Below are 23,472 nucleotides of genomic sequence, written 5' to 3' on the forward strand. Positions count from 1 at the left end.
AAATGGCACTGGTAACGCTGGGAATCAATCATCGCACGGCCCCCGTGGAACTGCGGGAGCGCGTAGCGTTTACGCCTGAGCGCATGGCCGAGGCCTTTGCCGAGCTGCGGGCGACTTCCGGTGCCACCGAGGCGGCCATTCTTTCTACCTGTAACCGGACCGAATTGTACCTGGCGGGTGACGACGACTGCGCACCCATGGTGTTGCGCTGGATGGCGGGGTTTCACGGTCTCGACGCGGCGGAGCTGGAAGAGGCGCTTTACGTGCATCGTGATGGCGACGCCGTCCGACACATGATGCGTGTGGCCGCCGGCCTGGATTCCATGGTGTTGGGCGAGCCGCAGATTCTCGGGCAACTGAAAGATGCCTATTCCCTGGCCCGGGAGCATGGTGCCAGCGGTTCGTTTCTGTCCCGGCTGTTCGAACATACCTTCTCGGTTGCCAAACGCGTGCGCACCCAGACGGCGATCGGTGAGAATCCGGTTTCCGTCGCCTACGCGGCGGTGAGCATGGCGCATCATATTTTTTCCGACATGTCCCGCAACAAGGCACTGCTGATTGGCGCCGGTAAAACCATCGAGCTGGTTGCCCGGCACCTGGCCGATGCCGGCGTGAAAGATTTCCTGGTGGCCAACCGAACCCTGGAGCGGGCGCAGGCGCTGGCAGAATCCCGGGGCGGCAAAGGCATTGTGCTGTCAGAGATTCCCGAGCATCTGGCTGATGTCGACATCATCATTTCGTCCACGGCGAGCCCATTGCCGATCCTTGGTAAGGGTGCCGTTGAGCGGGCCCTGAAAAAACGCAAGCATCGCCCCTATTTCATGGTAGATATTGCGGTGCCCCGTGACATTGAGCCGGAAGTCTCCTCATTGGCAGACGTCTATCTGTATACGGTTGACGACTTGCGCCATGTGATTGAGGAAAATATCCGCTCCCGCGAGGGGGCTGCCCGGGAAGCGGAAAATCTGGTATCCGCCGGCGTGCAGGATTTCCTCAACCAGCTGAGAGCGCTGGACGCCGTTTCCACCCTCAAACAGTTCCGGCAGCGTGCCGAGATACTGCGCGATGCGGAAACGGAAAAAGCCCTGCGTGCCCTGCGCAATGGTGCAGATCCTGAAACCGTGTTGCGCAGTATGGCTCGCGGCCTCACCAACAAACTCCTGCACGAACCGTCTGTGCAGGTTCGAAAGGCCACCACAGAAGGTCGCACCGAGGTGACAGAGTGGCTGCGTGAGTTGCACCAGCTGGATGCACTGGACGCGGACACGACGACTGCCCCGGAAAAATTATGAAGCCATCGATTCAATCCCGCCTCGAGCAGCTTACCGACCGCTTCGAGGAAGTCAGCGCTTTGCTCAGTGATTCGTCCATTATTTCCCAGCAGGACAAATTCCGGGATCTTTCCCGGGAATTTGCCGAGATCGAGCCCATTGTCCAGTGTTTCCAGGCCTGGCAGCACTCGCTGGATGACATCGAGGCGGCCAGGGAACTGGCAAAAGATGGGGACGCCGATATGCGGGAAATGGCTGAAGAAGAACTTCAGCTTGCCCAGCAGAAAAGCGAGGAACTGGACGAAGAGCTCCAGCGCCTGATGCTGCCGAAAGATCCGAATGACGGTAAGAACGTGTTCCTGGAGATTCGTGCCGGTACCGGAGGTGACGAAGCCGCCATCTTTGCCGGCGATCTGTTCAGGATGTACCTGCGCTACGCCGAGCGTCGTCGCTGGCAGGTTGAAGTGCTGAGCGAGAGCGAAGGGGAGCATGGTGGTTACAAGGAGCTGATTGCCCGGGTGGCCGGCGATGGCGTATACGGCGCCCTTAAATTTGAATCCGGCGCCCACCGGGTACAGCGGGTTCCGGAAACCGAATCCCAGGGCCGGATTCATACCTCGGCCTGCACCGTGGCGGTGATGCCGGAGGCGGATGAAGCCGAGGCCATTGAGCTCAACAAGGCCGATTTGCGGGTGGATACGTTCCGTGCATCCGGCGCCGGGGGACAGCATGTCAACAAGACCGACTCCGCGATCCGGATTACACACCTGCCCACGGGTATTGTGGTGGAGTGTCAGGAAGAGCGTTCCCAACACAAGAACCGGGCCAAGGCGCTGAGTCTGTTGGCTTCGCGGTTGCAGAATGCCGAGACCGAGCGGCAGCAGAAGTCCATGGCCGAGACACGCAAGAGTCTGGTTGGCAGCGGCGACCGTTCCGAGCGCATCCGCACCTACAATTTCCCCCAGGGGCGGGTTACGGATCACCGTATTAACCTCACCCTTTACAAGCTCGACGAAGTCATTGCCGGCGACCTGGGCGCCGTGGTCGGGCCTTTGCAGCAGGAACACCAGGCCGAGCTGCTTGCTTCCCTTGCCGATGACCAGTGAATCCTCACTGACCTGTGAAGGCCTTTTGAAGGCCGCCGCCGCCCGAATTGACAGCGATTCGCCGAGGCTGGATGCCGAGCTTCTGCTGAGCCATATTACGGGGCTCAGCCGGACCAGCTTCCGGGCCTGGCCGGAACGTGAGGTGACCGATGCTCAAGCTGAGGCCTTTGAGGCGCTGGTGCAGGATCGGGTGGCCGGCAGGCCGGTGGCACACCTGTTGGGACAGCAGGAGTTCTGGTCGTTGCCGCTGAATGTCAGTGCCTCAACACTGATCCCCAGGGCGGATACCGAATGCCTGGTGGAGGTCGCTCTGGATTTGCCGTTGCCCCGGCAGGCCCGGGTGCTGGATCTGGGGACGGGCACAGGTGCCATCGCCCTGGCTCTTGCCAGCGAGCGGTCGCAATGGCGCATTACTGCCTGCGATTCGGTGGCTGAAGCTGTGGAACTTGCCCGTGAAAACGCAGTGGCGCTTGGCCTGTCGGTTTCTGTGGTTCAAAGCGCCTGGTTTTCAGGGCTGGAGCCTGACAGGTTTGATCTGATTGTCTCCAATCCCCCCTATATTCCGGACCATGATCATCACCTGACCGAGGGGGATGTCCGGTTCGAGCCTGCCTCGGCCCTGGTCTCCGGCAGCGACGGTCTGGACGATCTCCGGCTGATTGTTGCCCAGGCACCGGACTGGCTGGTTGAAGACGGATGGCTGCTGGTTGAACATGGTTTTGATCAGGCAGAGGCCGTAGCGGGATTGTTCCACGCCCGTGGGTTTAAAGACATTGAGACCCGCCAGGATTTTGGCGACCGGGACCGGATGACGCTCGGGAAATGGTGTTCGGGCGCTGCGAACATTGCTCAGGGGTCTAACCGTGGAGATGCAGATGCTCAGTGACGACGAATTATTGCGGTACAGCCGGCAGATCCTGATGCCGCGTTTCGATATTGCCGGCCAGGAAACGCTGCAGTCGGCCCGGGTTCTGGTGATTGGAGCGGGCGGCCTTGGGTGCCCCGTGGCACTCTATCTTGGCGCAGCAGGTGTCGGGACTCTGACCCTGGTGGATGACGACAATATCGAGCTGGCCAACCTCCAGCGCCAGATCGGTTTTGAAACGGGGCAGCTGGGTGAATCGAAGGCGGAAAGCCTCGCCGACCGGGTCCGGCGGATCAACCCGCTGGTGTCTGTGGCTGCCCTGAATCAGCGTCTTGAGGGGGAAGCCCTTGCACGGCGGGTGGAAGAAGCGACCCTGGTGGTGGATTGCACAGACAATTTCAACACGCGGTTCGCCCTGAACCGTGCCTGCGTATCGGCGAAGGTGCCTCTGGTGTCCGGTGCTGCGATTCGTGGCGAGGGACAGGTTTCGGTTTACGACAGTCGGCAGGAAGAGAGCCCCTGTTACCATTGCCTGTATCCGGAGCAGGGCAATGAGGATCTGACCTGTTCAGAGGCGGGGGTGATTGCGCCGCTGGTCGGGATGATCGGGGCGACCCAGGCGATGGAGGCCATCAAGGTGATTTCCGGGGTGGGGACGCCTTTGATCGGGCGGTTGCTGATTCTGGATGCCTGGGAGATGCAGTGGCGGGAGATGAAGCTGGCTCGGGACCCTGATTGCCCGGTCTGTTCTGGCTGACTTTGGTGCAGGTGGGCTTGCGAGCTTTCGGGCTGCAGCGCCGGGGATGGCCTTCCCAAAACACGCTCCTTGCGGCACGTCCATGTGACGCTTGGGCTCCGCCATCCATGGCTCCGCACAGTTTTGGGAAGGCCATCCCCGGCACTGCGTCAGAGTCTTGGAGTAGCCGCCTCATTGAGTACCTCAGTTTTTCAATTCCTGAAACTTTGCGATCGCCTCTTTTCTGCTCTCTTTCAGATCAACGATCTGTCGCGGATATCCCTTCGGAATCACACCGCCTTTCGCCCCCGGATCATGAATTCGTTTGCTGTCCAGTTTGGCCAGTTCAGGAACCCACTCCCGGATGAAATCGCCTTCGGGGTCGAAACGTTCGCTCTGAGTCACCGGGTTGAAGACCCGGAAGTAGGGAGCGGCGTCAGTGCCGGTTGAGGCGCTCCATTGCCACCCGCCGTTGTTGGAGGCCAGGAAGCCGTCGATCAGTTTTGACATGAACCAGGCCTCGCCCAGGCGCCAGTCGATGAACAGGTTTTTGGTGAGGTACATGGCGGTGATCATGCGCAGGCGGTTGTGCATCCAGCCGGTCTGGTTGAGCTGGCGCATGGCAGCGTCGACGATGGGGACGCCGGTGTTGCCGGTTTTCCAGGCTTCGAACTTGTCGCCCGGGGTGTTCCACTCCAGAGCTTCGGTTTCCGGCTTGAAGGCGCGGTGCATGCTGACCCTGGGGTAGTGGTACAGGATGTTGATGTAGAAATCCCGCCAGGCGATCTCGCTGATCCAGGTCCCCAGGCCTTCCTGGTTTCCGCCGGAGCCCTGGGTCTGTCTGGCCGCGATCAGGCATTGCCGGCCGGAGAGAACGCCGTTGGCCAGGTAGGGAGAGATCAGGCTGGTTCCGTCGATGGCGGGGAAGTCCCGTTTTTCCTTGTAGGCGCCACCGCGCTTTTCCAGGAAGCGTTCGAGTTGGTCGTGGGCGGCCTGTTCTCCTGTGGGTACCAGAGGTTCCGGGGCATCCCGAAAGGCTTCCGGTACGGTATCGATCCGTTCCGGGGTAACCGCGTTACCCCTCGCTTTGGGAATCGAAAACAGGCCGGGATGGGTTTCTTCGATCCAGCTGTGCCAACGTCTCGAAAATGGCGTAAAGACGGAGTAGGGCTCGTTCTGTTGGGTCAGGATCTCGCCCACCGGGGCGACGGTCTGGTCGCGGTATTTGCGAACGGCTATTCCGAGCTCGTCAAAGCGGCGCTTGATGGCCTTGTCACGTTTGCGTTCGTTGACGCCGTACTCCTCGTTGAAGTGCAGTGCAGTCACTTTGTGCTCGTCACAATGGCTTTGCAGTTTAACGATGCTGTCGTCGAAGCGGTTGGCATCTATAAAGGAGAAGGGAATGCCGAGCCCTGCCAGCTCTTCGGAAAGTGCATTGGCATGGGCGATGACGAACTGCACTCGGGCCGGGGACCAGTCGTGTTCCAGCCACTGCTCCGGGGTGAGGATAAAACAGGCTCTCACTTCATCGCTGGTCTCGCAGGCGGCGGTGAGTGCTGGGTTGTCGGCAACCCGTAGATCGTTTCGGAACCAGACCAGTTGTGTCATCCGTCATCCATTGTTGTCCAGAGTGTTGATGTAAGGGTAATTACAGCCCGGTGTATCAATAAAATCACCAACTTGGATATTCGCCCGGACTGGCTGATTGGATTATAGTTAAGGCACTTTTACAAACATTCAGCCAGATGCTTGAAGGGAGTTTTGTGCCGGGAATGGAGACTATCACCGAAGGTCGTCGTGACGGCGTGTGGGCCCAGCCCTATTCTCTGGCTTCCGGACAGACCCAGCAGCATCAACTGGGTCATATCCGTTTGTGGATCACTCTGCTGGATCTGGAGTGGCAGGTTCGTTCCGAGGCGCTTGACCTCGATACCGATCCCGCCAGTTGGACGGAGACCATTGGCCACACTCTGCCCTCCACCAAGGTGCCGCTGCAGCGGTTTATCCGGGAGAGCCAGTCGTCGACGGTTACGTTCCTGCCTGCACTCGCCAGCCTGCCCACCGTGATTCGTCCTTTCCAGCCGCTGACCATTCCCGCGGGGGGGCGCTGTACGATTTATGTAGGAACCCTTTTATGGATGAAGGTCTGTGTCGGTGAAAGGGAAACCGTGTTAACGGAGATCCCCCTGGCGTCGCCCTCTATGACCTGGGTGGGTCGGAATACCATGGAGGGGGAGCTTTGCTACGCCTCTCCCACTTTTGCCAGGCTGGTGCTCGAGGCCGTGCCCAAGAGGCCATGGCGGGCCGTTACGCCAGTGACTCTGATCAACCGCCGGGAGCAATCCCTGCTGCTTGAGCGGTTCAGCCTGCCAACACCCTTGCTGTCCCTGCACCAGAACGAGCGTGGCCAGCTGTGGACGCCCGGTGTAACGGTGGAGGTGGAGACCGATATGAATTCTGCCAGCCTGCATGTGGAGCAGTCATTGTTTTCTGCGGCGGGTACCTGCCGGCACGTGGCGGATGCCCGTGAAAAGATGGCTCGTGGCCGGCTGGTACGGGCTTTTGACCGGATGTTTGGCTGAAACGGACCTGACGGAGTCAATGTTTTGCTGGAAACAATAGAAACAGGCGTGATGAAGGTGTTCACTGACATCGCCTGGGGACAGTGGATCAGCTCGGCTTTTCTTTTGGTGCTCGGGCTTTTTCTGGCGTCCCTGGCGTCCCGGAGCGTTGGTCGATTTATGGCGCAGCGCACGTCCGGTCACCATACTCTCATGGTGCGGCGGCTGGTGTTTTACCTCATTGTGGTTCTGTTCTTTGTGGCGGCCCTGCGGGAAGCCGGGTTCTCTCTGGATGTGGTGCTGGGTGCTGCCGGTATTCTGACCGTAGCCATCGGTTTTGCCTCTCAAACCTCGGCATCGAACATGATCAGTGGCCTGTTTCTGCTGGTGGAAAAGCCCTTCGAAATCGGGGATTTCATTGAGGTGGATGCCACCCTTGGTGAAGTCGTGGGTATTGATATGCTCAGCGTGAAAATGCGCACGCCGGACAACCTGTACGTGCGGATTCCGAATGAAACCCTGATCAAGACCCGGGTAGTCAACCGTTCCCGGTTTCCGATCCGCAGGCTCGACCTGACCGTGGGGATTGCCTACGCTGAAGATGTGGAGCGAGTAGAGGCATTGTTGCTGGGGCTGGCGGAAAAAGATCCAAGCTGTCTCGAAGAACCCAAGCCGTTTACGCTGGTGACGGCCTTTGGGCCGTCGTCTGTTGATCTGCAATTTTCCTTCTGGGTCCCGAAGGACAAAGTGCTTGAGGGCCGAAGCGGCATGATGGTCGCCATCAAGAAAACATTGGATCGTGAAGGCATTGAAATTCCGTTCCCCCACACCAGCGTTTATGCGGGTAGCCATTCAGAGCCTTTCCGTGTTCAGCTGTTGGGGCCGGAACAAATCACTGAAAAGGATATCCCGGATGTCGACAAAGACAGCTGAAGCTATAAAAACCGTTAACCCTACACCCGCCGAGAACAAACTGAGCCTTGGCTGGCGTGAGTGGGTGGCGTTGCCGGACCTGGATATCGGTCGTATCAAGGCGAAAATTGATACCGGGGCAAGAACGTCCTGCCTCCATACGTTCCGTACCGAACCGTACACCGAGAACGGCGAGCGGCGTGTGCGCTTCTGGGTTCATCCGGTACAGAACGATCTTCATCAGGTTGTGGAATGCGATGCGAAAGTGCTGGATGAGCGGAACGTCTCCGACTCCGGCGGCCACAAGGAAATGCGCCTGGTCATTGAAACCACGCTTTTGATTGGCGGCCAGCGATGGCCAATTGAAATGACATTGACCAACCGAGATTCCATGCGGTTCCGGATGTTACTGGGCCGTACCGCTATGTCAGGGCGCTCAGTGATTTATCCCGAAGCTTCCTATCTTGCCGGCGAGCCGGCCTTAAGGACTGAAAAATGAAAATTGCGGTACTGTCGCGAAACCGTCACCTCTACTCGACCCGTCGTCTGGTGGAGGAGGGCATCAACCGTGGCCACGAAGTGAAGGTCATCGACTGCCTGCACTGCTCCATGAACATCACCTCGGCAAATCCCCAGATTCACTATCATGAGGAAGTCCTTGAGGACTTTGATGTTGTGATTCCGAGGATAGGCGCATCGGTGACTTTCTACGGCACAGCGGTCTTGCGCCAGTTCGAGATGATGGGGGTGTTCCCGGTCAACGAATCCGTCGCCATCACCCGCTCCCGGGACAAGTTGCGCTCCTTGCAATTGCTGGCCCGGAAGGGTGTGGGTATGCCGATTACCGGATTTGCCAACAAGCCGGATAACGTACCTGAGCTTCTAAGAATGGTGGGCGGCGCCCCGGTGGTGATCAAGTTGTTGCAGGGCACTCAGGGCATTGGTGTGGTGCTGGCGGAAACCCGTAAGGCGGCGGAGAGTGTGATTGAGGCCTTTATGGGCCTGAAAGCCGACATCCTGGTGCAGGAATTCATCAAGGAAGCCGGCGGTGCCGATATCCGCTGCTTCGTGATTGGCGACAAAGTCATTGCCGCCATGAAGCGCCAGGGTGCCGAGGGTGAGTTCCGCTCCAATCTGCATCGGGGCGGCAGCGCCTCGCTGGTCAGGATAACGCCGGAAGAGCGTCGCACAGCCATTACTGCAGCCAAGTCCATGGGCCTGAACGTGGCCGGTGTTGATTTGTTGCGTTCCAGTCGTGGCCCTCTGGTGATGGAGGTGAACTCATCGCCGGGCCTTGAGGGCATTGAGAATGCCACTGGCAAGAATGTCGCCGGTATGATCATCAACTGGACCGAGAAGAATCAGAAGCCCTGGAAAACCCGGACCAAGGGGAGAGGCTAAAGCATGGCCCGTGCCCCCTATGAAATTGCCGGCACCCAGGTAAAGGCCGGCACCCGGCAAACCGTGGAAGTTCCGGTCGCCAAGCTGTATACGCACACGCCGCTGCATATTCCGGTTGAGGTTGTACACGGCCGCCGGGACGGTCCGGTATTGATGGTGTGCGGAGCCATCCATGGTGATGAGATCAACGGTGTCGAGATTGTCCGCCGGGTGCTCACCAATTCGGCCCTGAGACACCTCCGGGGTACCCTGGTTGCGGTACCCATCGTCAATATTTTCGGATTTGTGCAGCGTACCCGCTACCTGCCCGACCGGCGCGACCTTAACCGCTGTTTCCCTGGAAGTGAAAGCGGGTCCCTGGGTGGGCGCATTGCCTACCTGCTGCGCACCCAGATCATGGAGCGGGTTACCCACATCATCGATTTGCACACGGGGGCGATTCACCGGTTCAATTTGCCGCAGATCCGGGCTGAGCTGAAGAATCCGGAAACGGTCCGCATGGCGGAAGCCTTCGGGGCTCCGATTATCATTAATGCAGGGTTACGTGAAGGCAGCCTGCGGGCCTACGCCGATTCACAGGATATTCCCGTGATCACCTTTGAGGGAGGTGAGGCGCTGCGTTTTGACGATGTGGTGATTGGCAGCGGTGTGAAGGGGGTGATCCGGGTTATGCGTGAACTTGAAATGATACCGGCGAAAAAAGGACCGAAGGCACCGAAAAAACGGTCGGAAACCGCCGCCAATTCCCAGTGGGTCAGGGCGGATATCGACGGCATCATGCGGCCCGTTGCCCGGTTGGGACAGAAAGTCCGCAAAGGGCAGCGGCTGGCCATGGTGGCGGACCCTTTCGGGGAGTCAGAAACAGCAGTGGTGTCCCCCTGTTCGGGTATCGTCATCTGTGTCAACAATCTGCCGTTGGTGAACGAGGGAGAGGCAATTTACCACGTTGCCCGGTTTGACGAGCTCAGTGAGGCGGAAAAAGCCATGGATTATTTCCGCAGCAGCTACGAAAGCGATGTCGGCGACGACGTGGTTCCGGTTCACCCCTGGGACGACCGTCAGAAATAAACACGAGGGTTACCATGATCTGGGATCAGTCATTTATCGAGTTGGCGCCGCTCCCGCGGGGCTTTCATCTGGTCACCAACGAGATCATTGCCCAGGCGCCGGACCTCACCAACTGCGAAGTGGGGCTGCTGCATCTGTTTATCCAGCACACCTCCGCCTCCCTGGCGGTAAATGAGAATGCCGACCCGGATGTGCGCGGAGACCTCGAGCGCCACTTCAACGTGATGGTGCCCGAGAATGCGCCCCATTATGAGCATGTGATGGAAGGGCCGGACGATATGCCGGCCCACATCAAAAGCATTCTGATCGGCCCCTCCCTGACGCTGCCGGTAAATCATGGCCATCTGGCCCTCGGAACCTGGCAGGGGATCTACCTGTGCGAGCACCGGGACCGGGCCGGAAGTCGGCGTATCGTGGCGACGCTGCAGGGGCGCTGGTAGTTCGGTCTCTGAGCGGATCATCGCTGCCCGCGTGACGGCAACAAATTTTTACCGGGTTGGTTACAGGCCAGTAACAAACTACGCAGTATCATCAATGATAATTCCGGTGAATTTTTCGTAGTCTTGGCCACTTTTCCGTACCGGGCTGTCCGGCCCACCGATCGCCTAACCGAAAAGACTACCAGCCATGAAAAACCTGACCATCCAGACGCGGGTGTTGTTACTGGCCCTGGTGCCAGTGATTGTGCTCACGGCATTTTTGACAAACTATAACCTGAACCAGGCCAGCGCTATTGGTGAGGAGGCTGTTGCCGGCTTCTCCTCCGACATGGAAGAAAGCAAGCGGCAGGAGTTGCAGAATTATCTGGCTGTGGCCAAGTCTTCTATCGAGCATCTCTATAATCAACCAGGGTCGGCGGACGATCCGGAAATCCGTGAGAAGGCCTGGGAGATTTTGCGACAGCTGCGGTTCAACGACTCGGGGAGCACTGGCTATTTCTTCGCCTATGACACCCGCGGCGTCAATGTGATGCACGGCGTTAATCAGTCTCTGGAAGGCCGTAACCTTTGGGACTTCCAGGACCCGAACGGGACCTATCTCATTCGTGAGCTGGTAAAGGCCGCTCGCAGTGGTGGGGGATATGTGCCCTATGGCTGGAAAAACATTGATACCGGAGAAGTAGCACCCAAACTGGGTTACGCAGAAATGCTGCCGAAGTGGGGCATTATGATCGGAACCGGTTTCTGGATTGATGGCCTGGAGACCCAGGTGGCCGATATGGAAGGCCAGGTGGGCGATTCGCTTGAGGATGCCGTTATTGGCTCTGTCACTACGTCCCTGGTGGCGCTCGCGATTATTGTCCTGCTTGCCCTGATTGTTGTTCGCAGCATTATTCGCCCTCTGAAATCTGCGGTTTCGGCCATGAACGATATTGCCAGCGGCGATGGCGATCTGACCCGGCGTCTGGAAGTCTCCGGCAAGGATGAGCTTGGGCAGCTGGCAACCGCCTTCAACAGTTTTGCCGACCAGGTGCATGGTCTGGTTGAGCGTGTGTTGTCATCCACCCGGACACTGAACGAGGCCACGGCTGACCTGAATCAGGTCATGAGCGAGGCCGAGCAAGGCGTCGAAAGGCAGAAATCTGAAAGTGATCAGGTGGCCACGGCCATGAACGAAATGACTGCCGCGGCCCAGGAGGTTGCCAGCAACGCCAGCGAGGCATCCGGAGCGGCCGACCATGCCAACGGGCAGGTCTGTGACGCCCAGGGACTGGTGCATCAGGCCATTGGCGTTATCGGCGGACTCTCCGAGCAGGTGGAAGAAGGTGTCACGGTCATCCAGCAGCTGGGCGCCGATTCGCGCCGGATCGACAGTGTGCTGGAGGTAATTCGCGACATTGCTGACCAGACCAACCTGCTTGCTCTGAACGCCGCCATTGAGGCCGCCCGCGCCGGCGAAGCTGGTCGTGGTTTTGCAGTGGTTGCCGACGAAGTTCGCACCCTGGCTCGACGCACCCAGCAGAGCACCCAGGAAATCCAGGACATGATTGAACGCCTCCAGTCCGGTGCTGGCAATGCCGTTAAACTGATCGGGTCAATCAGCGAGCGAAGTGAAGCGACGGTAGAAGAAACGCGTCAGGTGAACGAGGCGCTTCAGCGTATCGGCCAGGCGGTGGCAACGATTACGGACATGAACACCCAGATTGCCAGTGCTGCAGAAGAGCAAACCAGTGTTTCTGAAACCATTAACCAGAACGTACATGAGATTGTCGCCATCACCGAACAGACCGCGCAGGGAACCCGCCGGGCTGGTGATGCTACTCAACGCCTGCGGGATCTGGCGTCCGAGATGTCTGACCAGGTCAGCCGCTATCGGGTTTAATCAGGCCTGTTTAAAAGAAGGGGGCAGAACGTGGGTTCTGCCCCCTTCTTTTTTGCCTTGTACATCGGATGGCGTCAGAGGTTGGCCTCGGCAAACTCTGCCAGTACCGAGCGGGGAACGCCCTGCAGGTGAATGTGACCACCATGGCGGAAGCCCTTGAATCGCTCTGTCATGTAGGTGAGGCCGGAGCTCAGGGCGCTAAGGTAGGGGGTGTCGATCTGCGCAAGGTTGCCCAGACAGATTACCTTTGAGCCGTTGCCGGCCCGGGTGATGATGGTCTTGATCTGATGGGGCGTCAGGTTCTGGGATTCATCGATGATGATCAGGCTGTGCTGGAAGCTGCGGCCCCGTATGTAGTTCATCGACTTGAAGTGCAGTGGCACCTTGCTGAGGATGTAGTCAACGCTGGCGGTCATGTTCTCATCATCTTCATGGAGAGCTTCCAGGTTGTCGACGATGGCGCCCAGCCAGGGCTCCATTTTCTCGGCTTCGGTGCCCGGCAGAAAGCCGATGTCCTCGTCCAGACCCTGGGTTGAGCGAGTGGCGATGATACGTTTGTAGAGCTTGCTGGCCACGGTCATCTCGATACAGGCAGCCAGGGCAAGAATGGTTTTGCCCGAACCGGCAGAGCCGGTGAGGTTGACCAGGTGGATGTCCGGATCCAGCAGCAGGTTCAGTGCCATGGCCTGATAAATGTCCCGGGGCACCAGGCCCCAGACTTCTTCATTCATCAGGTCGTGCTGGTGCAGGTCCTTGATCACTATCTGGTTGTCGGTAAGATCCGCCACTTTGCCGACGAACCCCATTTCATCCACAACGAATTCGTTGATGTTCAGCTTTGCCAGCTCGCCTTCCCGTTTCAGGATGTGTTCGGTAGAGCCTTCCCGCTGAACAGTCTCCACCTTTTCGATGGTGTCCCAGAAGGAGTTGGGGAACTCCCGGTAGCCCTTTGGTAGCAGGTCGATGTCGTCGAGCAGCTGATCGTTGTGGTAGTCCTGTGCCTCCACCCCAAAGCCGCGGGCCTTGAGGCGCATGTTGATGTCTTTGGACACCAGGATGATGTCCCGGGATTTGTGCCGGTCCTGAAGCGCGGCAAGGGTATTGATGATCTTGTTGTCGTTAAGGTGCTCGGGAAGCGAGTGGTTGCCACTGTCACCGGTGCTCATCAGGATTGAAAGACTGCCCAGGGGTTCTGACTTTTTGCCCCGCACGATAGGGACGCCTTTCTCGATTTCCTTCGGGCTGGCATCGCCCAGCAGTTTGTCGATATTACGGATGGCCTGACGACAGTCAGCGGCCACGGCCTGCTTGCCGGATTTGAGGCTATCGAGCTCTTCGAGGACCGTCATCGGGATGATGACATCGTGTTCTTCAAAATTGAGGAGGGCGTTCGGGTCGTGGATCAGGACGTTGGTGTCGAGGACGTACATCTTTCGGCGAGCTTGCGGTGCTCTGGGCATAGGTGGCGCTACCTCTCTGGTGGCTCAGTCGTTATCGGCGCAACGTTGCGTGAGTTCCTCATCCGAGATCACTTTCAGCATATCGTAAGTGGTTATGATGCCGGTAATTTTTGAATCGTTGGTTACAAAGATCCGGTGCAGGTGCTCGCGCATCATGATATTGGCAATGTCGCGCACCGGCGTCTTCTCGTCAACCGATAAAACAATGGGGGTCATGATGTCGCGAACTTCCACCGGCACCTTGCCCATTTCCTCAAAGATCACCATTCGTAGACGGCGGGCTTCTTCCCGTTCCTCGGGGGTCAGGTGCCTGTCGGCGTCGGAGCGTGTGGCGTTCCACCGAAATTCGGTGATGTCTTTCAGCGTGGCAATGCCAACAATCTCGCCATCGTCATCGGTGACGGGGCTGCCGGTTATTTCGTTGTCGGTGAGGAAACGGGCCAGCCGGTCCATGGTCCAGGATTGGGGAACGGCCTTGATGCTCGGTGTCATGATCTCGTAAGCGAGAACGGTCATTGATCTGGGCTGCCTTCTAAAGTCCTTTTCCAAAGCTTAGCGCGAGATCCCTTGCGCGTCATCCCCTCATGGGTCCGACGGCTGAGTGGGTGGGTTGATACCGGTCAGTTGGCCCTGTTCGTCATAGACCAGCCGATAGCCCTGATAGTTCTCCCGGTTGGCAACGCGTTCCAGTTCTTCCATGGATCGCAAGGGGATATCCACCAACAGGGAATTGACCAGCCAGCCAGGCAGAGAACCGTTGGGGTCGGTGTGCTGAACCCAGACCATCCGGGTCTTGTCACCGTCCGGTGTGAACCGGTAGAGGGTATCCGACCGGTCGACCCGCACCCGGCTGCTGTTCTCCGCCCGCTGGTTCGGCGTGGCATTGAGGTTCATGACCACCTCTCCGGAGGCCTGGTCGCCCCGGGTCCGGATGCGCAGTACGTAATCCCGGTCGGTGACCGGCCAGGGCATGTCGTTCACCGAATAGGCGAATCGATCATGAAAGTCACCTTTGCCGAAGGCATAGGACTCGGTGCAGTTATGCACCCATTCGACACAGGACCCGGGGTTGGCCATGACCGCCATGAGATTTTCGATGGGGGCATCGAGTACACCAACGGCTTTGAAGGCTTTAAAGCTGGAGTCTGGCTGATTGATGGTATACACGCGGATGTGGTCGGCTTCCTTGCGCAGCGTCCACGCCTCGTCTGATTCATCTGGCAGTTCAGCCCGGGCGGTGGTGGCAACAAGCGAAACCAGCAACGCACAGACGAGCCCGCTGATGACCGAGGCCCAGCCCGTAATGCCATGGGCTATGGTCTTTCTCATAGGGTACACTTCCTTGGAGATGGTGGCCCGAGTCTAGCATGAGGCTCTGATAGGCACGGCCACGGAAACAGTGGATTGTGAACCAGGTAGCTACCTGTTGATTCCGTCCCGTGAATTGGCCTGATCTGACGACGATTATGACAATAAAAAAACTGATTAACGGCAAAGGGCAGGTGGTTTCCGGGCTACTGGACGAACCTGTCGAGCACATCAACTACCTGGACTATGACCTGCGCACGGTCATGGACCGCCCCCGCTCGAAACTGGCCAGGCGTTGGCGTTTCAACCAGTTTCAGTTTGTCAGCGTCATGGGCCCGGGATGGGTGTTTGGCCTGGCGTTAGTGGATCTGAAACTGCTGGGGAACGGGTTCTTCTACCTCTACGACTTCGAATCAGGCCAGATGATGGAGCAGTCGTTCCTGCAGCCCCTGGCCAGGCAAACCCGCATCGAGCCGCGACCAGAGGAGGGGGTGGCGACCTTCCGCAAGGGTGAAGCTGCCGTGCGCATTGCACCTTCCGCTGATGGGCGCACCGTCACTGTAGATGCGCCTGGTGGTATCCGTATCGAGCTTGCTCTGAAAGAAGATCGGGACCCGCTCCGGCTGGTTTGCCCAGCGGGCTACAATGGCTGGGTGTTTACCCGGAAGTCGGCAGGCTTGCCGGTGGAAGGCGAGGTGCGTTGGGGGCACCGGATCTGGCGCTGTGATGATCAGACCCGGGGTTCCATTGACTGGAGTTGTGGCTTCATGCGCCGGGAAACCGCGTGGAACTGGGCCTGCCTGGCGGGCCAGCTCCAGGATGGCCGATCTCTCGGGCTGAACCTGGCCGCCGGGGTCAATGAGACGGGGATGACCGAAAATGCGCTCTGGCTGGATGGGGTTTGCCACAAGCTGGGAGCAGCACAGTTCCGTTTTGACCGCTACCAGCCGGGCAGTGACTGGCATGTGACCACGGAGGATGGCCGGATTGATCTGCATTTCGTCCCGGCCGGTGTCCGCAAGGAAAAACTGAATGCCTTGATACTGGCATCCAACTTCCGGCAGTACGTGGGCACGTTTGATGGAACAGTGACGGATGAGGCTGGCGGGAAAATTCCGGTCAAGGGGCTTCGGGGCCTGATGGAAGACCACTTCGCCCGCTGGTAAATCATGGCCTGCCCGTTATCGGGCAGGCCATGGGGTTTATCGCTCTGGCAGCGTAACGTTCAACTCCAGTACCGAACAGCTTTCGTTGCGATCCACCTCAACCTGAACCATGTCGTCACTGATCTGGACATACTTGCGGATGACCTCGAGCAGTTCCTGCTGAAGCTGGGGCAGGTAATCCGGCTGCTCGCGCTGGCCCCGCTCGTGGGCGACGATGATCTGCAGGCGCTCTTTCGCCACGCTTGCGGTGTTGTTCTTCTTGCCTTTGAAATAATCGAGGAAACTCATCCCTTAGCCCCCCTTGAACATCCGTGAGAAGAAACCCTTTTTCTGGGACGTCATGAAACGGTGTTCCCGTTCCTCACCCAGCAGGCGTGCGACTGCGTCTTCATAGGCCTGGCCGGCATCGCTGTCTTCTTCAAGGATGACGGGCAGACCCTGGTTGGACGCATTCAGTACAATCTGGCTTTCGGGAATGACACCCAGCAGCGGAATGGCGAGGATCTCCTCCACATCCGCTACGGACAGCATCTCGCCCTTTTCAACCCGGGAGGGGTTGTAACGAGTCAGCAGCAGATGCTCCCTGACCGGGTCCTGACCCATCTCGGCGCGGCGGGACTTGCTCTGCAGAATGCCCAGAATGCGGTCGGAATCCCGGACGGAGGATACTTCGGGGTTGGTGACCACAATCGCTTCATCGGCGTAATACAGCGCCATCAGCGCGCCATGCTCAATGCCGGCCGGGGAGTCGCAGACGATGTAATCGAAGGTCTCGGAAAGCTCGTTAATGACCTTCTCGACCCCATCTTTGGTCAGTGCTTCCTTTTCCCGGGTCTGGGAGGCCGGAAGGATATAGAGGGTATCGACCCGCTTGTCGCGGATCAGGGCCTGGTTCAGGGAGGCTTCGCCCTGGATCACGTTGACGAAGTCGTACACCACGCGACGCTCGCAGTTCATGATCAGGTCCAGATTGCGCAGGCCCACGTCAAAATCGATAACCACTGTCTTATGGCCTCGCTTGGCAAGGCCGGTGCTGATCGAGGCGCTGGTGGTGGTTTTGCCAACGCCGCCCTTTCCTGAGGTAACGACAATAATTCTAGCCAAGGTTCTGTTCCTGTTTCTCGGTGGATTCGTCGTGTCTGCCGAATTATCCGGTCAAGTTATTGTATTCAGCTCCAATATCAGGCCTTGTCCAGTGGCGTTACCACCAGCAGGTCGTCCCTGAGCTGGATTTGCACAGCGCTTTTCCAGCCATTGTCCTGAAGATCTTCGGAGATTTTATAGTGTCCCGCGATGGACACAAGCTCTGCCTCCAGGGATTGGCAGAATACTCGCGCGGACTCGGCGCCATGAATGCCGGCCAGCGCCCGTCCCCGCAGGGGGCCGTAAACATGGATGTTGCCTGCCGCAAGTACCTCGGCTCCGGCCTGCACTGGCGCCAGAATGACCAGGTCGCCCTCCGGAGCGTGGACCTGCTGGCCGGAACGCACCGGCTGGGAGATGATCTTGGCCGGGGGTGGGTCGCCGGCAGCGCCCGTCGGGGCAGCAACAACTGCGGTTTCTGCTTCCTCCGCAGCTGCCTGTTCGGCTTCATGGGCGCGATCCCGCTGGCCGTTGCCCGGCAGCAAGGCCAGTGCGGCCCCCCGGGCCAGGCGTCGCTGGTCGTCAGTGCCTCCCCGAACGCCGATCACGTGGATGTGGTTGCGCCGACAGGTACCGATGATCTTGAAAAAATCCAGTTCGCTGTCCAGCCCCTGGTATTTCTCCAGACTGATGATCAGCGGAATATCCTTGAAGAACCCGGGGGCCTGGCTGATCTTGTCCCGTAAAACCTCTTCGAACTCGCCGTCGTCAAAGTAGTAGAGCTCCAGGGCGGTCATGGACACGCTGGCGCTTTTTAGCTGAAAACCCTGTTTTACCCCGGAGGTGGCGGTATCGCTCATGAAGGCGTCTCTTCCCTGGTCATGTTGTCGGTTGGGTTCGGGCGTTGGCGAAGTGGCACGCCTTCGAATCGGATGCCTGACCACCCGGTGCTGATAAACTGGCGGATATTGCCATGGCTCTCGCCGGTCGGGTCGTCCAGAACCTGCTGATAGTGTTCGGCAAACAGTTTGAGGGTGTCGACTTCACTCAGGTTGCAGTACTGGCCAAGGCCAAAGATCCGGCAAGACCCGGCATTCTCACCCTCCGCGTTTACCAGCGGCCCGTTCCGGAAGCTGCAGGGCTGGTATTCAAAGTGTTGTTCGATCAGGGTCAGCGAGTCTTTGAAGCTGGCATGGCCAGCGTCCAGGGATGCCAGATGGATCCTTACGGCATCGTTTATGGTCATTATTTGTGTTCCTGCTTGGGGCCTTTCTGATAGAGGGCTTTCCAGTCCTCATAGGGCATGCCGTAGATCTCCTCCCGGGCCTGCGGATCGGAAATCTCGAACCCCCGTTCATCCGCCTCCGCCCGATACCATTTGGACAGACAATTACGGCAGAAGCCTGCCAGGTTCATCATGTCGATGTTCTGCACTTCGGTGTTATCGCGCAGGTGCTTGACCAGTCGGCGAAAGGCCGCGGCTTCAATTTCGGTGCGTTCTGCTTCGGGAATCGGGTTGCTCATGATGGCCTCGCAATGGTTGGTGCGCCGGTTGATAGGGTTCCTGACATTCTCTGCATGTTAGCTTAAGATACAAGGCTGTATAAATGTACAGAAAGTCGACGCGAGCTCCCTGATTATGCCACAACGCAAGATCATCCATGTGGATTGTGACTGCTTCTACGCGGCGGTGGAGATGCGGGACGATCCCAGCCTTCGGGATGTGCCGCTGGCCGTGGGTGGCGATGGCGGACGGGGCGTGGTAACCACCTGCAATTACAAGGCCCGTGCGTACGGCGTGCGTTCGGCGATGCCCGGCAGCGAGGCGCGCCGGCTTTGCCCGGGGCTGGTGACGGTGCCGCCGGATATGGGGCGGTACCGGGCGGTGTCACAGCAGGTGATGGCCATTCTCCGGGAACTGACGGACCTGGTGGAGCCTCTTTCCCTGGACGAGGCCTTTCTTGATGTCTCTGATGTGACCGAGCACAAGGGCAGTGCCACCCTGATGGCTCGCCACCTTCGGGAGCGGGTGCGCCAGGAAGTGGGCATCACCATTTCCGCCGGGGTCGCGCCCAACAAGTTTCTTGCCAAGATTGCCAGTGACTGGGAAAAGCCGGACGGACTGTTTGTGATTCGCCCGGAGGACGTTGAGGACTTTGTGCAGGGATTGCCGGTTGAGAAGCTGTTCGGGGTCGGGCAGGTAACGGCCTCGAAACTGCACGCACTTGGGGTCAAAACCTGCGGCGACATGCAGGTGCTTGGGGCCGATGTTCTGATCGAGCGGTTTGGCAAACAGGGCTATCGCCTCCATGAGATGGCCCACGGTCGGGATGACCGGGCGGTGGTGGTGTCGCGGATCGCCAAGTCGGTCAGCGTCGAACGAACCTTTTCCCAGGATTTGCCGGACATGGCCGCGTGCGAGACCGTCATGGCCTCATTGGTTGCGGATCTCAATCTTCGCCTGTCGCGCAAGGCCCGTCGGAAACCGATCCACAAGCTCTTTATCAAGATCCGCTACAGCGATTTTTCAACCCATACCCTGGAGCGGGTCCGGGAACAGGTTAAAGAGCCCACTCTGGAAGATTATCTGCCGCTGCTTGCCGAACTGGTGACCAACCGGGAGCGACCGGTACGATTGCTGGGGCTGGGTGTGCGTTTTCGTAACGATGACGCCCCTGTTACCCAACTGCGGCTGTTTGACTAGCGTTCAGGCGGCATCCATGAAAAGCGTGATGAAGTCGGCGTACAGCCAGGCCATGGCGACATAACCCATCAGACCACCGATCAGAGCCCCTGCGGCGACGTCGCTGGGGTAGTGCAGCCCGAGAACAACCCGCGATGCGGCAACACTGAGGGTAAATGGGAGCACCAGAAGCGCCAGTGCCGGTTCGGCTACCGTCAGCATCACCTGAAAGCAGACGGCGTGGAGGGTGTGCCCCGAGGGGAAGCTGTAGCGATCCAGTGGTGGCGTGCCACAGTTGATGGCGGGAAAGGAAATAAAGGGGCGTTCCCGGATAAGCCAGCGCTTCAACAGCTTGTAGCTGATCGTGCAGGTGAGTCCGGTCAGCGCCATGAGCAGAGCCAGGCCAGGTCCGGATTCGGTATGGATAAAGGGAACAGACAGAATCAGGGCGTACCAGAACCAGCCGTCTCCCAGGCGGCTGACCAGCCGAAAGTAGCTCAGAGCTGGCCGGAAACGAACGGCGCGGTTGATAGACTGGCAGAAAGCGACTTCCCGCTGGTCTGCCAGTTCAAAGAAGCGAGACGCTTTGCTTGTTGATGGCATGGTATCCGGCCTTTGCGGTTTGGTTGAAAACCAGTTGTTCAAACTGTTCAATCTGCGAGTTCCAGCTCTGTTCCAGGGCGTCCAGTCTGGCCTGGGCCCGGACCCGGTTCAGCAGGGTTGGTTGGTCAGCCAGTCGGAGCGCGCTGTCAACATAGGCTTCGTCCTGATCCAGAGGTACCTTCATGCCATTTTCCTCGTGGCGGATGTGTTCCGCTGCCGCTGCGTCATCAAAGCTGACGACCCCCAGGCCGCTGGCCATGGCTTCCAGGACTACGTTGCCGAAGGTATCGGTCTTGCTTGGAAACAGGAAAAGGTCCCCGGAGGCAAAATGCCGGGCCAGATCGTCGCCGCGCCGGGTGCCGCAGAAAATGTAATCCGGGTGGCGCTCCGCCAGTTGGCGTCGGAGCGGGCCGTCTCCAACCAGGATAAATCTGGCCTGGGGGTGGAGCCCCCGGATTCGCTCGAAGCAGGCAACTGCCATACGGAGGTTTTTCTCCGGCGCCAGTCTGCCCACATAGAGAATGGCGCGGTCGTTGGCCTGCAAGCCCCAGGATGCCCGTAATGCGTTATCCCGCTTGTGGGGTGTGAAGCGGTGGCAGTCCACGCCCCGGCTCCAGAGTCCCGTCGCCGGAATCCCCATGGTATGGACCGTCTGTTCCATTTTCCGGGTTGGCACCAGCGTGATGGCGGTGCGATTGTGGAACCAGCGGCCGTAGAGACACAGTAGCCGTTCCAGCATGCCGACGCCGTAGTATCGGCTGTAACTGTGAAAATTGGTGTGGAAGCCGGAACTCACTGGCACCCCCATGTGCCGGGCGGCAGAAGTGGCAGCAACACCCAGCGGGCCCTGTGTGGCAACATAGACCGCATCCGGGCGGTCGGAGGCCAGGAGTTTTTTCAGATGTCTGGTCCGGGCCATACCGAAGCGAAGGTCGGCGTAGCCCGGCAAAGGTAGCCCGGTTACGACGTGCTCCCGGGTGAACAGTGCCTCGCCAGCGCTGGCGAAATCGCCTTTGCGCTCATGTTGCTGTCGCGGCCGTATAACCGTCACCCGGTGCCCACGTTGCATCAGCCCCTGGCAAAGATGCCGAAGTGTGTTTGCCACCCCATTGATTTCAGGCGGAAAAGTCTCCGAAACAATGGTAATGTGTTGTTGGCGCCGGTTGGCCTGCATGGTCTCGGTCACGGTGTTTCCTGTGCTTCCTTTGACATGCTTCTACTATGGAAAGCTGGCATGACAGTTATGCGACACTCCCGTGACATTCCCTTTACCCGTTAACCGAACCGAATCGGAGAGGATATGCAAACGCGAAAGCTTGGAAAGACGGATCTGGACGTTTCCCTGATTTGCCTGGGTACCATGACCTGGGGCGAGCAGAACACCGAAAGGGACGCCTTTGAGCAACTGGATTACGCGGTAAACGAAGGCATCAACTTTATTGATGCCGCGGAAATGTACCCGGTGCCACCGCGGGCGGAGACCCAGGGGCTGACCGAAACCTACCTGGGGAACTGGCTGGCCAGTCGGGGCAAGCGCGACGACCTGGTGATTGCTTCCAAAGTGGCGGGGCCGGGCAATGGGCTGAAGTACCTGCGCAATGGTCCGCGCCTGACCCGCGATCACATCCTGGAAGCCTGTGACGCCAGTCTGAAACGTCTGCGGACTGATTACATTGATCTGTACCAGGTGCACTGGCCGGATCGCAGCACCAACTTCTTTGGCAAGCTCGGCTATGAGCACAACCCTGATGAGGCCTTCACGCCCATTGAGGAGACATTGGAGGCCCTGGATGAACTGGTACGGTCCGGCAAGGTCCGGCACATCGGGCTGTCCAATGAAACCCCCTGGGGCACCATGGAATACCTTCGTCTGGCCGGCGAAAAGGACTGGCCCAGGGTGGCGAGTATCCAGAATCCCTATAACCTGCTGAACCGTTCGTTCGAAGTGGGCATGGCGGAGATTGCCCACCGGGAGCAGGCCGGTTTGTTGGCCTATTCGCCACTGGCGTTTGGCATGCTGTCTGGCAAATACCTGGGGGGCAAGTGGCCGGAAAAGGCCAGAATGACCCTGTACGAGCGTTTCAGCCGTTACACCAGTGGCCGCGGTATGGATGCCACCCGTGCGTACGTTGAACTGGCCCAGCAAAACGGATTGTCTCCGGTCCAGATGGCGCTGGCTTATGTGAACAGCCGCAGCTTTGTAACCAGCAATATCATCGGTGCGACCTCCATGGAACAATTACGGGAAAACATCGGATCCGCCCAGGTTAACCTGAGCCCCGCAGTGCTGGAGGCCATTGAGGCCATTCATCAGGAATTCACCTATCCCTGCCCCTGAGGCTGCAGGATCCCCGGCTGGCATCTTCGGTCAACTGGCGCTGACCGAAGATGCTGTTACAGTCTGAAATATTGGGGATCATAAATTGACAAAAACAGGCTGATCCTGTGACAAAAAGTCGGCGCCTTTGTGTGCAGATTCACATCTTTCCGGCCCTCAATCATTAGACTTAAGCCTAAGGTATCCGTAGACTCCCGTCCCGGAAAAAAAGGTCTCAGGCAGTGTCATGATTATTCGCATCTTCGTCGCATTACTCGCTCTCAATTTAGTGGCTTTCGTCGTTCGCGCCGAAGCGTCCGGGCGCGTGTTTGAAGAGGTGGAGAGTACGACGACCAGTGAGCAGATCTTCGAGATGCAGGAGCGAGTTTCCGGAGACTATGAAGAAGACAGCTCCGAGGCATTCACCGAAATCGGCTCTCGCCTGCTGAGTCTTTCACTGACCCGGTCGAAGAGCTCCGGCAAGCACTATGCGTCGGATCCGGCCCAGGCGGATCACGGTATTGCCCTCCTCAACGAGGGAGCCTGCCTGAATCTGAAGTGGAACTTCTGAAAGCTCCGCACCTTTTTTACATCCCCGTATTGCTTCAAA

General features: G+C 58.6%; 26 protein-coding genes. 15 read left to right on the forward strand and 11 right to left on the reverse strand.

Annotated elements, in window-relative coordinates; genetic code table 11:
* Nucleotides 1-2: 2 nt before the first annotated feature.
* From hemA to ACESMK_RS11390, 4 genes are read left to right on the forward strand one after another with little or no spacing between them, the layout of a single operon-like run.
* Nucleotides 3-1,292 carry a glutamyl-tRNA reductase gene (hemA, locus tag ACESMK_RS11375; protein WP_372998424.1) on the forward strand — a complete coding sequence of 430 codons (1,290 nt, stop codon included), beginning with the start codon at nt 3-5 and terminating at the stop codon, nt 1,290-1,292.
* Nucleotides 1,289-2,377 (forward strand): peptide chain release factor 1, encoded by a 1,089-nt coding sequence (gene prfA, locus ACESMK_RS11380; protein WP_372998426.1) that lies wholly within the window; start codon nt 1,289-1,291, stop codon nt 2,375-2,377. Before hemA ends, prfA begins: the two co-directional genes overlap by 4 nt.
* Nucleotides 2,367-3,263 carry a peptide chain release factor N(5)-glutamine methyltransferase gene (gene prmC, locus ACESMK_RS11385; RefSeq protein WP_372998429.1) on the forward strand — a complete coding sequence of 299 codons (897 nt, stop codon included), beginning with the start codon at nt 2,367-2,369 and terminating at the stop codon, nt 3,261-3,263. Before prfA ends, prmC begins: the two co-directional genes overlap by 11 nt.
* Nucleotides 3,253-3,999, forward strand: coding sequence for a molybdopterin-synthase adenylyltransferase MoeB (locus tag ACESMK_RS11390; protein ID WP_372998432.1), 747 nt, complete (start codon nt 3,253-3,255; stop codon nt 3,997-3,999). Before prmC ends, ACESMK_RS11390 begins: the two co-directional genes overlap by 11 nt.
* Before the next feature lie 183 nt (nt 4,000-4,182).
* On the opposite strand, the gene phrB is transcribed toward ACESMK_RS11390, so the two are convergent.
* Entirely contained in the window at nt 4,183-5,586 is a 1,404-nt protein-coding gene (gene phrB, locus ACESMK_RS11395; RefSeq protein WP_372998435.1) for a deoxyribodipyrimidine photo-lyase, read from the reverse strand.
* Nucleotides 5,587-5,750: 164 nt separating this feature from the next.
* On the opposite strand from phrB, the gene ACESMK_RS11400 reads away from it, so the two are divergent.
* The 7 genes from ACESMK_RS11400 to ACESMK_RS11430 all read left to right on the forward strand — a co-directional run bounded on the left by ACESMK_RS11400 (nt 5,751) and on the right by ACESMK_RS11430 (nt 12,242).
* Nucleotides 5,751-6,560, forward strand: a complete 810-nt coding sequence (locus tag ACESMK_RS11400; RefSeq protein WP_372998438.1) for a hypothetical protein — start codon at nt 5,751-5,753, stop codon at nt 6,558-6,560.
* A gap of 51 nt (nt 6,561-6,611) precedes the next feature.
* On the forward strand, nt 6,612-7,472 hold the full coding sequence (locus ACESMK_RS11405; protein WP_372998945.1) for a mechanosensitive ion channel family protein: 861 nt from the start codon (nt 6,612-6,614) through the stop codon (nt 7,470-7,472).
* Nucleotides 7,453-7,950 carry an ATP-dependent zinc protease gene (locus ACESMK_RS11410; protein WP_372998440.1) on the forward strand — a complete coding sequence of 166 codons (498 nt, stop codon included), beginning with the start codon at nt 7,453-7,455 and terminating at the stop codon, nt 7,948-7,950. Before ACESMK_RS11405 ends, ACESMK_RS11410 begins: the two co-directional genes overlap by 20 nt.
* Entirely contained in the window at nt 7,947-8,852 is a 906-nt protein-coding gene (gene rimK, locus ACESMK_RS11415) for a 30S ribosomal protein S6--L-glutamate ligase (RefSeq protein WP_372998443.1), read from the forward strand. The genes ACESMK_RS11410 and rimK overlap by 4 nt, the downstream gene beginning before the upstream one ends.
* A gap of 3 nt (nt 8,853-8,855) precedes the next feature.
* On the forward strand, nt 8,856-9,920 hold the full coding sequence (locus ACESMK_RS11420) for a succinylglutamate desuccinylase/aspartoacylase family protein (RefSeq protein WP_372998446.1): 1,065 nt from the start codon (nt 8,856-8,858) through the stop codon (nt 9,918-9,920).
* 14 nt (nt 9,921-9,934) lie between these two features.
* Nucleotides 9,935-10,360, forward strand: a complete 426-nt coding sequence (locus ACESMK_RS11425) for a secondary thiamine-phosphate synthase enzyme YjbQ (RefSeq protein ID WP_372998449.1) — start codon at nt 9,935-9,937, stop codon at nt 10,358-10,360.
* A gap of 187 nt (nt 10,361-10,547) precedes the next feature.
* Nucleotides 10,548-12,242, forward strand: a complete 1,695-nt coding sequence (locus tag ACESMK_RS11430; RefSeq protein ID WP_372998452.1) for a methyl-accepting chemotaxis protein — start codon at nt 10,548-10,550, stop codon at nt 12,240-12,242.
* A gap of 74 nt (nt 12,243-12,316) precedes the next feature.
* On the opposite strand, the gene ACESMK_RS11435 is transcribed toward ACESMK_RS11430, so the two are convergent.
* The 3 genes from ACESMK_RS11435 to ACESMK_RS11445 all read right to left on the reverse strand — a co-directional run bounded on the left by ACESMK_RS11435 (nt 12,317) and on the right by ACESMK_RS11445 (nt 15,031).
* The gene (locus tag ACESMK_RS11435) at nt 12,317-13,702 is read right to left on the reverse strand and encodes a PhoH family protein (RefSeq protein WP_372998454.1); all 1,386 of its coding nucleotides are present in this window, start codon (nt 13,700-13,702) and stop codon (nt 12,317-12,319) included.
* A 24-nt stretch (nt 13,703-13,726) separates the two neighbouring features.
* Complete coding sequence (locus tag ACESMK_RS11440) at nt 13,727-14,218, reverse strand: HPP family protein (RefSeq protein WP_008176308.1); 492 nt, start codon at nt 14,216-14,218, stop codon at nt 13,727-13,729.
* A 66-nt stretch (nt 14,219-14,284) separates the two neighbouring features.
* Entirely contained in the window at nt 14,285-15,031 is a 747-nt protein-coding gene (locus ACESMK_RS11445) for an START domain-containing protein (RefSeq protein ID WP_372998456.1), read from the reverse strand.
* 137 nt (nt 15,032-15,168) lie between these two features.
* Between ACESMK_RS11445 and ACESMK_RS11450 the strand changes: the two genes are divergently transcribed.
* Nucleotides 15,169-16,176, forward strand: coding sequence for a DUF2804 domain-containing protein (locus ACESMK_RS11450; protein WP_372998459.1), 1,008 nt, complete (start codon nt 15,169-15,171; stop codon nt 16,174-16,176).
* Between the two features lie 36 nt (nt 16,177-16,212).
* On the opposite strand, the gene minE is transcribed toward ACESMK_RS11450, so the two are convergent.
* The 5 genes from minE to ACESMK_RS11475 all read right to left on the reverse strand — a co-directional run bounded on the left by minE (nt 16,213) and on the right by ACESMK_RS11475 (nt 18,783).
* A complete protein-coding gene (gene minE, locus ACESMK_RS11455; RefSeq protein WP_372998462.1) occupies nt 16,213-16,464 on the reverse strand; it encodes a cell division topological specificity factor MinE in 252 nt (83 codons plus the stop codon).
* A gap of 3 nt (nt 16,465-16,467) precedes the next feature.
* The gene (gene minD / locus ACESMK_RS11460; RefSeq protein ID WP_372998465.1) at nt 16,468-17,280 is read right to left on the reverse strand and encodes a septum site-determining protein MinD; all 813 of its coding nucleotides are present in this window, start codon (nt 17,278-17,280) and stop codon (nt 16,468-16,470) included.
* 77 nt (nt 17,281-17,357) lie between these two features.
* Nucleotides 17,358-18,119 carry a septum site-determining protein MinC gene (gene minC, locus ACESMK_RS11465; protein WP_372998468.1) on the reverse strand — a complete coding sequence of 254 codons (762 nt, stop codon included), beginning with the start codon at nt 18,117-18,119 and terminating at the stop codon, nt 17,358-17,360.
* Nucleotides 18,116-18,505: a HopJ type III effector protein gene (locus tag ACESMK_RS11470; protein ID WP_372998471.1), complete on the reverse strand. Its 390-nt coding sequence runs from the start codon at nt 18,503-18,505 to the stop codon at nt 18,116-18,118. The genes minC and ACESMK_RS11470 overlap by 4 nt, the downstream gene beginning before the upstream one ends.
* Complete coding sequence (locus ACESMK_RS11475) at nt 18,505-18,783, reverse strand: DUF1244 domain-containing protein (protein WP_372998474.1); 279 nt, start codon at nt 18,781-18,783, stop codon at nt 18,505-18,507. The genes ACESMK_RS11470 and ACESMK_RS11475 overlap by 1 nt, the downstream gene beginning before the upstream one ends.
* Nucleotides 18,784-18,898: 115 nt before the next feature.
* Between ACESMK_RS11475 and dinB the strand changes: the two genes are divergently transcribed.
* Nucleotides 18,899-19,963: a DNA polymerase IV gene (gene dinB, locus ACESMK_RS11480; protein WP_372998477.1), complete on the forward strand. Its 1,065-nt coding sequence runs from the start codon at nt 18,899-18,901 to the stop codon at nt 19,961-19,963.
* A gap of 3 nt (nt 19,964-19,966) precedes the next feature.
* On the opposite strand, the gene ACESMK_RS11485 is transcribed toward dinB, so the two are convergent.
* On the reverse strand, nt 19,967-20,545 hold the full coding sequence (locus tag ACESMK_RS11485) for a phosphatase PAP2 family protein (RefSeq protein WP_372998480.1): 579 nt from the start codon (nt 20,543-20,545) through the stop codon (nt 19,967-19,969).
* The gene (locus ACESMK_RS11490; protein ID WP_372998948.1) at nt 20,511-21,719 is read right to left on the reverse strand and encodes a glycosyltransferase family 4 protein; all 1,209 of its coding nucleotides are present in this window, start codon (nt 21,717-21,719) and stop codon (nt 20,511-20,513) included. The genes ACESMK_RS11485 and ACESMK_RS11490 overlap by 35 nt, the downstream gene beginning before the upstream one ends.
* Nucleotides 21,720-21,845: 126 nt before the next feature.
* On the opposite strand from ACESMK_RS11490, the gene ACESMK_RS11495 reads away from it, so the two are divergent.
* A complete protein-coding gene (locus ACESMK_RS11495) occupies nt 21,846-22,883 on the forward strand; it encodes an NADP(H)-dependent aldo-keto reductase (RefSeq protein WP_372998483.1) in 1,038 nt (345 codons plus the stop codon).
* Between the two features lie 226 nt (nt 22,884-23,109).
* Nucleotides 23,110-23,433 carry a hypothetical protein gene (locus tag ACESMK_RS11500; RefSeq protein ID WP_372998487.1) on the forward strand — a complete coding sequence of 108 codons (324 nt, stop codon included), beginning with the start codon at nt 23,110-23,112 and terminating at the stop codon, nt 23,431-23,433.
* Nucleotides 23,434-23,472 lie beyond the last annotated feature (39 nt).

The organism is Marinobacter sp. (assembly GCF_041687235.1).
Lineage (GTDB): Bacteria > Pseudomonadota > Gammaproteobacteria > Pseudomonadales > Oleiphilaceae > Marinobacter.